General features: G+C 66.7%; 1 protein-coding gene. It reads left to right on the forward strand.

Features of this window, described 5'->3' with window-relative positions; genetic code table 11:
* Positions 1–267, forward strand: a 267-nt coding sequence (locus R0K30_RS22185) for a DUF3467 domain-containing protein (protein ID WP_410613025.1), incomplete at both ends; no start/stop codon positions are given.

Below are 267 nucleotides of genomic sequence, written 5' to 3' on the forward strand. Positions count from 1 at the left end.
GGCCCAGCCCGCCGGCCCGCCACGGTCGCTGCTCGCCAGTTATGCGAACTATTTCGAGGTCGGGCATAACGCGTTCGAGTTCCTGATCGATGCCGGACAGGTCGAGCCGCAGTCCGGCAACGTCCAGTTGATGAGCCGCGTCGCGGTCAGCCCGGTTCACGCCAAGCTGCTGGCGCAGTTGCTGGCGCGCGCGATCGCCCAGTTCGAGGCGACGCACCACGAAATCCCCGACATCGGCGACCCGGAACCGGATCTGGCGATTCTTCC

This window comes from Bacillus sp. SIMBA_154 (assembly GCF_046536015.1).
Taxonomy (GTDB): domain Bacteria; phylum Bacillota; class Bacilli; order Bacillales; family Bacillaceae; genus Bacillus; species Bacillus pumilus_P.